This window comes from Luteimonas galliterrae (assembly GCF_023374055.1).
In the GTDB taxonomy this organism is placed as follows: Bacteria; Pseudomonadota; Gammaproteobacteria; order Xanthomonadales; family Xanthomonadaceae; genus Luteimonas_C; species Luteimonas_C galliterrae.
In genome coordinates, this window is sequence record NZ_JAMBEP010000006.1 from 114,197 (window position 1) to 121,423 (window position 7,227).

Consider the following 7,227-nt stretch of genomic DNA (forward strand, 5'->3'; position numbering starts at 1 on the left):
GGATACAACAAGATCAAGAGCAAATCCCCCATCGCCTTCGGCGATTCGCCCCCTTTTCCAAAGGGGACAACAGCAACGGCGGCGCACTAGGGTCATTCCTAGCTGTTATCGCGGCGGATTAGCGCTTGTAATCGACGGGTACGCGCCGCAGCGCGCGTTTCGGCCACATGGAGATAAGCCATGGTCCAGCCTGTCGGTTCCTCCGAAAATCGCCCCGGCGATCACCTCAGCCCCAGCGGATTCGACTACAACCGCATCGACGGCGTGCAGGGCAACCGCAACGTCACGTCCGAATTCATCACCGAAGTCGAAGCCATGGCGCAACGGCTCGGCACGCGGCCCGAATACATCCTGGCGGTGATGAGCTTCGAGACCGGCGGCAGTTTCAGTCCCGGCCAGCGCAACAACGCCGGCAGCGGCGCGACCGGACTGATCCAGTTCATGCCCAACACCGCGCGCGAATTGGGCACCAGCACCGACGCGTTGGCGCGGATGAGCGCGGTGGACCAGTTGCAGTACGTGGAGCGCTATTTCAACAACCGTTCCGACCCGGGCGAACTGAACACGCTGGAAGGCGTCTACACCGCGGTGCTGTACGGCAGCCCGCGGCCGGATCCGAATTCGACGTTGTTCAGCCAGGGCAGCGCCGCCTACCGCGCGAACGCGCCGCTGGACACCAATCGCGACGGCCGCATCACTGCGGGCGAAGCCACGTCTTTCGTACGCGGCCGCATCAACGGCGAGGCGCCGCCGCCGACCGATACGCCGCCGGGCAACGGCGACACGCCGCCGCAGCCCTCGCCGCGCACGGGCACCGTCACCGTGCATCGCGGAGAAACGCTGTCGGGCATCGCGCGCGAAAACGGCGTCTCGTTGCCGGCGCTGATCGCCGCCAATCCGCAGATCCGCAACCCCAACCTGATCTATCCCGGCCAGACCGTCCACCTTCCGGGCGGCGGCGACGGGAGCGTCCGCGTGCAGAGCGGCGACACGCTCACGGGCATCGCGCAGCGCAACGGCGTTTCGCTGTCGGCGCTGCTGCAGGCCAATCCGCAATACCGCAGTAATCCGGACCTGATCTATCCGAATCAGGTCGTGCGGATTCCTGGCGGCGGGTCTTCCACGCCGACCAACAACGGCGGCGGTACCGATCAGCCCGCGCCGCAGCCGCCCAGCGGCGACGTGCGCAGCTATTCGCCTTACACCGTCTACAGCACCGGCGAACGCGCGGCGTTCGCGGTGTCCGATCCCGACCAGCTGCAGCCGCACCACGACTACCAGACCCAGACCCGCGAAGGCCAGCGCCTGGAAGTGCGCGATGTGGTGCTGCACCACAACGGCCAATCGCAGACGCGGCAGGCGATCCCGTCGCCGATCGCCGGCACCGTGGTCAGCGCCGGGCCGATGGGCAACGCCGGCAATGCGGTGGTGCTGCGCGGCGAACAGGGCCAGCTGGTCTACATCTTCCATATGTCCAGCATCGACGTGCGCGCCGGCCAGCGCGTGACTTACGGACAGGATCTGGGCAACCAGGGCTCCACCGGCAATTCCACCGGTCCGCACGTGCATATCGAAGCGTCGCCGCAGGTGATCGACCGCTGGGTCAACGATCTGCTCGACGGGCGTTTCGACGGACGCCGCGGCTAAGCCTCGACATACCGTAGAGCCGAGCTTGCTCGACTGCTTTTTCCCCGCCGCGACGCCGGGACAAAGCCAGTCGAGCAAGCTCGGCTCTACGAAATCGCGCGCGCTGCGGCATCGCGTGAAGGCAGCCGATGCGCGGCCGGCGCTACACTGCGCCACATGATTCGTGCGTCCATTCCTGCTCGCTTCGGCGCAGGTCTCCTGGCAGCCTGCGTCGCCGCATCCTGCACGCAGGCGCCGGCGGGCGCCGCCGCGGCGGTATCGCCGGAGCGCACGGATCCGCCAGTATCGGCGTTGCCCGCATCGATCGTGCGCGCGCTAGGCACGGATGAACGCGTGCTCGACTGCGCGCAAGGCACGCGCAACGGCGTCAGCCAGTTCCAGTCCGATTGGGTCGAAACGCAGCGCGCAGATCTCAACGACGATGGCCGCGCCGACTGGATCGTCCACGGCCGCCACGATTGCCTCCGCGATGGCGACGACGCCTACTGGTGGGCCTATGCCGACGAGCCGGCCGGCCAGCGGCTGGTGCTGTCCGCGGTGGCCGCGCAAGATCTGAGCGTGGCCGATACGCGCACGAACGGCTTCCGCGATTTGCGCGCGAGGGATGGCGCCGGGGAAGAGGTCGTGCGTTACGACGGCAGCAAATATGCGCGGCCTGCGGACGAATTCGCATCGGCTTCGGCTACGCAAGTCGACACCGTCGCCGGGCGCCTGGAGATCGTCGAACTGCCGCGCGCGGACCACGGCCAGGAAGCGTTCCAGGTCACGCTCGCGGGCCGCGAGCTATTGCGTGCCGGCGGCGGCGGAAAGTTTCCCGATTACCCCGTGCCGCGGATCCTGCAGCGCTATCCGCAGGGCATCGCGCCGTTCGACGAAGTGATCGTGTTCCAACAGGACATGCGCGGCAACGCCTGCGCCGGCGGGCCGCTGTGGATCCTGGGCTTGCGACGCGACGGTACGCACGCGATCTCAAAACCGATCGATTTCTGCGGCGGCAAAGCGCCGCAATTGTCCGCCACGCGCGAACAGCTCACGATCGTTTTGCCCGGAGGTCCGTTGAACCGCGGCGAAGGCGAGGTGCCTGCCGAGACTTGGCGCTATCGCGGCGGCGAAGTGATGCGCATGCCTGCGCCGTAAGCCTTTGTGGGAGCGGCTTCAGCCGCGAGCTCTTCCTCTTGACTGTCATCCCGAGCGTAGCGAGGGATCTGCTGTCGAGTCGCTGTGTGCAAGCAGATCTCTCGCTACGCTCGGGATGACGGGCAAAAAAGCTCGCGGCTGAAGCCGCTCCCACAGAAGCCGCTCCTACGAAGAACTGGGCTTGTGCGGGCCGCGTACCCGATGCCGGATGCCACGCCAATCCTCACGCCGAAGCACGAAACGCAACGCGCGCCGCCCGAACTGCTCGGCCTCGCCATCGGCGGCGAAGCCCAGCCGCATCAACAGCGGCGGCACCGAGCGGTTGCGTGGATCGCACATCCCGATCAGCCGCGGCAATCGCAGTGTGGCGAACGCGTGTTCGCACAACGCAGCGCCCGCTTCGAGCGCATAACCGCGCCCCCAGGCGCCGGGCAGCAGGCGCGTGCCGATCTCGACCTCGTCCGGATCCAGCTCGGCCATCAGCGAGAAGAAACCGATGAACGCGCCGTGTTCGTCGTCGGCGCGCCATACGCCCAGGCCGGGACGTTCGCGATAGACGCGGTTGGCGTTGTCGATCAGTGCGCAGGCCGCTGCGACATTGTCGACGGGCGCGTCCAGCAGCGCCTGCGAGGCGCGCGGATCGCGTCCCAAACGCTGCAGCTCGAAGATGTCGGCATAGCGCAGGCCGCGCAGCCGCAGCCGTCGCGTGCGCAGCAGCTCGGCGCCCGGATAGTCCTGGGCGCGCGGCGAAGCGGGGGCCGGTTCCGTGCTCATGGCCGCAGTATCCCGCAGCGCCGCGGCAGGGGCATCCACGGCGGCCATAGGGCTGTCCCTAGGTCGGGTACGACCTAGCTTGGCGCCGCTGAACGGATGCGGAAACTAGGCATTGCGCTCGAAAGGTCCCCACTCTCGGGCCGACCAGACCTTCAAACATGAGGACATCCACATGGGCAGTCAGATTGGATCATTAGTCGGCCAAGTCGTCGGCTCATTCTTCGGCGGTCCCGCTGGCGCGGCGATCGGACAGCAGCTCGGTTCCTGGCTCGGCGGCATGATCGGCGGCGATTCCAGCGGCGGTGGCGGCAGCGGCGGCGGCTTCAACTTCGGCTCGCTGTTCAACCAGAACTATTCCGGCGGCTTCAACTTCGGCCTCGGCGCGAGCTGAGCCATGTTGGACACGTCCGCTCCGAAGACCCGCGAAGAGCTCGTCGACCGGCTCTCCGATCTGCGCGAGCAGGGCATCCTCGACATCGCAGAAGAATCGCGCCTGTTGCAGCACTACGACGAGATGTTGCGCGATGTCGAGGAGGAGAAGGCTCGCCTGGAGCCGGAGTACCTGCGCCGCCGCGACGAGGACGGCGAGGAGAAGGCGAACGAATGGCTGGCCGATGTGGCCCGCGAACTCGGCCGCAGGCATGGCGAGGCGACCCGTGCCATCACCGATCAGCTGCGGGTCGTCACAGGTTAGACAGCGCCTCCCCCAAGCAGGCCGCCGCAGGGCCGGTCCGCGCGAGCGGATCGGCCCATCGTTTTTTGCGCGGCACTCGAACTCACACGGCCTTAACGCGCGGAAATCCGGCTAGTGGCATCCGGTCACGCTTTGACATCGCCTAACACCCGTTCCGGCTAGGGTTGCCCCCAGCTTGTTGCTCCGAACCGGCTGCCTACACTGGCTCCATCGCCCGCGGAATCTTTCCCGGGCCAAGCGGAAGATACGCATGACCTTGCGTCGCCCACAACGCCCAGGCATCCGCCAGCCTTCGCTGCAGCAGCCGATCATGTTGGATCGCGGTGCCGCTGCGCCGCAGGCCAACGGCAATGGCGCGGGTGCGGCAGGCAACGCCGGCATGGACGAATTCCTGCGTCAGCTGGACGCGACGCTGCAGGAAGATCCCAGCCTCGACCGCGACGCGCGCGATGCGCTGATGCAGCAGTTCGAAGAGGCCATGGGTTCGAGCCATGGCGCCTCGGCCGCCGCCTTCGCCGACCGCGGCGTGTGGATGGAAGCGGTGCAGGCGCTGCAGTCCAGCGGCGCCATGGGCGAAAGCGAAGCCAACGACCTGATCCGCCAGATCAACCAGGCGCTGCAGCCGCTGCAGCGCCGCGAGTCGCAACTGGCGATCGAATTCAGCCGCCGCCTGCAGACCGAGGGCGAAGAGAAAGCCCTGGCCTGGTTCCGAAAGGAAGCGGCCGCATTGACCATTAACGCCACTGGCACCGAGCGCTCCGCGCCGCCGCCGGCCGACGTTTCCCCTATCCGCAGCGAAGTCGTGAATTCGCGCTCGCGGCGTTTGCGCGGCCCTCCGGGTAGCCGTTGATCCTTGCTTGACGCGCCGTACGGCGCATCCCCCGATACAGCAAACATTCAACACAAATTCCCTGGAGAAACTGCCATGTCTGACCTCTTCGTCGCTTCCTACGTCTCCGCCGCCGAAACCGAGCGCGCCGCCGAAGCCAAATCCAACCTCGGCAACGGCGGCGGCTGGCTGCGCGCCATCGCCCTGGCCCTGGGCAAGATCGCCGACGCGATGGGCGAGCGCATGCTCGACATGGCCCGCGACATCGACACGTTGCAGCGCAAGCAGAAGGACGACCCCAACGCCACGATCGACGGCAAGGGCCTGACCGAGCTGAACGCCGAACTGCAGGTGCTGGGTCAGCAGCTGGGCCAGATGCTGCAGATGCTGGCGACCATCGTGAAGACCATAGGTGAAGGCAACAAGGACATCTCGCGCAAGCAGTAACCGCTATCGCGAGCGAGAAAAGGGCGCCCCCGTCACGGGGGCGTTCCTTTTTGAGAGGTACGCTTATGAAACGGATGACCCGCACGATCGCGATCTTGGCCTTGGCGCTGCCGTTCCTGGCGTGCGCCGCCGAAACCGGCACGGCAGCCCGCTACGCCGGTGCGCCTTACACGGGCGATGTCGACGTGCGCGTGCGCACCCCCGACGGTGCCCTGAAGAGGACCGACGCCGGCACCGGCAGCGCGCATTTCAAGAGGCTGTCCAACGGCCGCATCCAGCTGGTGGTCGATGGGCTCATCAACAAGGAAACCGCCGGTTTCGTGCTCGAGGGCAACGACAGCCGCTCGGGTTGGCGCGCCGGCCACGACAACGTGGTGCTGGACATGTCGCCCGGCGGAGCGATCCGCGGCGGCGGCACCTCCACCAATCAACGCCTGCGCTTCGACGGCAACGTCACCGATGCGCATTTCGGCCTGGACGTGGAGTTGCAGGTGCTTACGTCCAAGCCGGGCGGCCCGCCTCCGGGCACGACCTATCTGTTCCATTACGACCTGGACCGCTCCGCGGCTAGCGACATCCGCACCGCGTCCGCGGGCATCGCGCCGTCCGGCAAACGCGTCACGTCCGGGAACAGCGCCAGCAGCAAGAGCAAAGGCAAATGCAAACGCACCGTCTGGCAGACGCGCAACGTCGCCAGCATGTCCGGCGCACCGATGATCATGACCCAGGTGCCGGTGTGCGTGGAGTGGTGAACCTCGCCGCGGGCCCGCGCCGATGCCGCGCATGGCTGGCGGCCCTCTTGTGCCTGCTGGCGCTGTCGGGGGCCGCCGCCGCGCAAGACCTCAAGTCGTCGTTGGATGCCGCGCTGTCCAAACCGGCGCCCGCGCAGGCGCCCGCCGATGCGGTGCGCAAGCTGGCGTTCTCGCGCGACGCGGCGGTGACCGCGCGCGAACGCGAAGCGATCATCGCCCACCTCGGGCAACAGCCGGGCGCGGCGGAAATGACGCCGGCGATCCGCTCCGGCAAGCTGATGCAATCCTTCGACCGCCTGCTGCAGCGCTACGGCTACTCGCCGCAGAATTTGGGCGACGTGCTGGCGGCGTACCTGGTGATCAGCTGGGAAATCGTCAACGGCGCCGATTCGAACGAACGACCCGCGGGCCAGCGCGCGGTGCGCCGGCAGCTGGCAGGCGCGCTGGCGTCGGTGCCGTCGATCGCGAAGATGAGCGACGCGCAGAAGCAATCGCAGGCCGAACGCACGGCTTATCTGACGATGATCGCCGGCTCCGCTTACCAGGCCTTGAAGAACGGCAGCAATCCGGCGCAGCTTGCGGACCTGCAGCGCAACGTCCGCAAGGATTTGCTGAAATCGGGCGTGGATCTCAAGCGACTGGAGCTGACCGACGGCGGCCTAGTCGAACGCTGAAGCGCATGCGCCCCGCTTCCGCCCTGTAGAGCGGAGCTTGCTCCGCTGCCTTGGCTTGGGGGTTATGGCGACCTGCTGGCCGTTCCGGCCGGGATTTCGTCCGCTAAAACCGCGGCCGAGTGACCCTTCGGCAAGCTCAGGGCATGCTTTCTTTTTGTGGGGCCCAAAAAGAACAGTAACCAAAGAAAAAGGGCCTTTGGAAGGGATCCCGGCGAGGGGCCACCCCATGTGCTTGGCCACCGCTCGCCGGCCCTCGGGATTCCTCCGTCGCTT

9 protein-coding genes are annotated in these 7,227 nt (G+C 67.0%); 8 read left to right on the forward strand and 1 reads right to left on the reverse strand.

Translation table 11 applies throughout. The features are described from left to right. Positions 1-180 precede the first annotated feature (180 nt). Both M2650_RS16225 and M2650_RS16230 read left to right on the forward strand, forming a co-directional pair. Positions 181-1,647: a M23 family metallopeptidase gene (locus tag M2650_RS16225; protein ID WP_249476217.1), complete on the forward strand. Its 1,467-nt coding sequence runs from the start codon at positions 181-183 to the stop codon at positions 1,645-1,647. A gap of 291 nt (positions 1,648-1,938) precedes the next feature. Further along, positions 1,939-2,784: a hypothetical protein gene (locus M2650_RS16230; protein WP_249476218.1), complete on the forward strand. Its 846-nt coding sequence runs from the start codon at positions 1,939-1,941 to the stop codon at positions 2,782-2,784. A gap of 165 nt (positions 2,785-2,949) precedes the next feature. On the opposite strand, the gene M2650_RS16235 is transcribed toward M2650_RS16230, so the two are convergent. Further along, positions 2,950-3,558, reverse strand: a complete 609-nt coding sequence (locus M2650_RS16235) for a GNAT family N-acetyltransferase (protein WP_249476219.1) — start codon at positions 3,556-3,558, stop codon at positions 2,950-2,952. A 172-nt stretch (positions 3,559-3,730) separates the two neighbouring features. Between M2650_RS16235 and M2650_RS16240 the strand changes: the two genes are divergently transcribed. From M2650_RS16240 to M2650_RS16265, 6 genes are all read left to right on the forward strand, one after another. Then, complete coding sequence (locus tag M2650_RS16240; protein WP_249476220.1) at positions 3,731-3,949, forward strand: hypothetical protein; 219 nt, start codon at positions 3,731-3,733, stop codon at positions 3,947-3,949. 3 nt (positions 3,950-3,952) lie between these two features. Beyond that, positions 3,953-4,252 carry a hypothetical protein gene (locus tag M2650_RS16245; protein ID WP_249476221.1) on the forward strand — a complete coding sequence of 100 codons (300 nt, stop codon included), beginning with the start codon at positions 3,953-3,955 and terminating at the stop codon, positions 4,250-4,252. Positions 4,253-4,502: 250 nt separating this feature from the next. Then, on the forward strand, positions 4,503-5,102 hold the full coding sequence (locus M2650_RS16250; protein WP_249476222.1) for a hypothetical protein: 600 nt from the start codon (positions 4,503-4,505) through the stop codon (positions 5,100-5,102). Positions 5,103-5,177: 75 nt separating this feature from the next. Further along, entirely contained in the window at positions 5,178-5,528 is a 351-nt protein-coding gene (locus tag M2650_RS16255; RefSeq protein ID WP_249476223.1) for a hypothetical protein, read from the forward strand. A gap of 65 nt (positions 5,529-5,593) precedes the next feature. Continuing rightward, complete coding sequence (locus M2650_RS16260; RefSeq protein WP_249476224.1) at positions 5,594-6,280, forward strand: hypothetical protein; 687 nt, start codon at positions 5,594-5,596, stop codon at positions 6,278-6,280. Beyond that, on the forward strand, positions 6,277-6,954 hold the full coding sequence (locus M2650_RS16265) for a DUF6683 family protein (protein ID WP_249476225.1): 678 nt from the start codon (positions 6,277-6,279) through the stop codon (positions 6,952-6,954). Before M2650_RS16260 ends, M2650_RS16265 begins: the two co-directional genes overlap by 4 nt. Positions 6,955-7,227: the final 273 nt, after the last annotated feature.

Bases quoted from the DNA above. Each gene is read 5' to 3' on its own strand.
- M2650_RS16225 (WP_249476217.1), top strand. From the start codon at position 181: ATGGTCCAGCCTGTCGGTTCCTCCGAAAATCGCCCCGGCGATCACCTC.
- M2650_RS16235 (WP_249476219.1), bottom strand. From the start codon at position 3,558: ATGAGCACGGAACCGGCCCCCGCTTCGCCGCGCGCCCAGGACTATCCG.
- M2650_RS16240 (WP_249476220.1), top strand. From the start codon at position 3,731: ATGGGCAGTCAGATTGGATCATTAGTCGGCCAAGTCGTCGGCTCATTC.
- M2650_RS16245 (WP_249476221.1), top strand. From the start codon at position 3,953: ATGTTGGACACGTCCGCTCCGAAGACCCGCGAAGAGCTCGTCGACCGG.
- M2650_RS16250 (WP_249476222.1), top strand. From the start codon at position 4,503: ATGACCTTGCGTCGCCCACAACGCCCAGGCATCCGCCAGCCTTCGCTG.
- M2650_RS16255 (WP_249476223.1), top strand. From the start codon at position 5,178: ATGTCTGACCTCTTCGTCGCTTCCTACGTCTCCGCCGCCGAAACCGAG.
- M2650_RS16260 (WP_249476224.1), top strand. From the start codon at position 5,594: ATGAAACGGATGACCCGCACGATCGCGATCTTGGCCTTGGCGCTGCCG.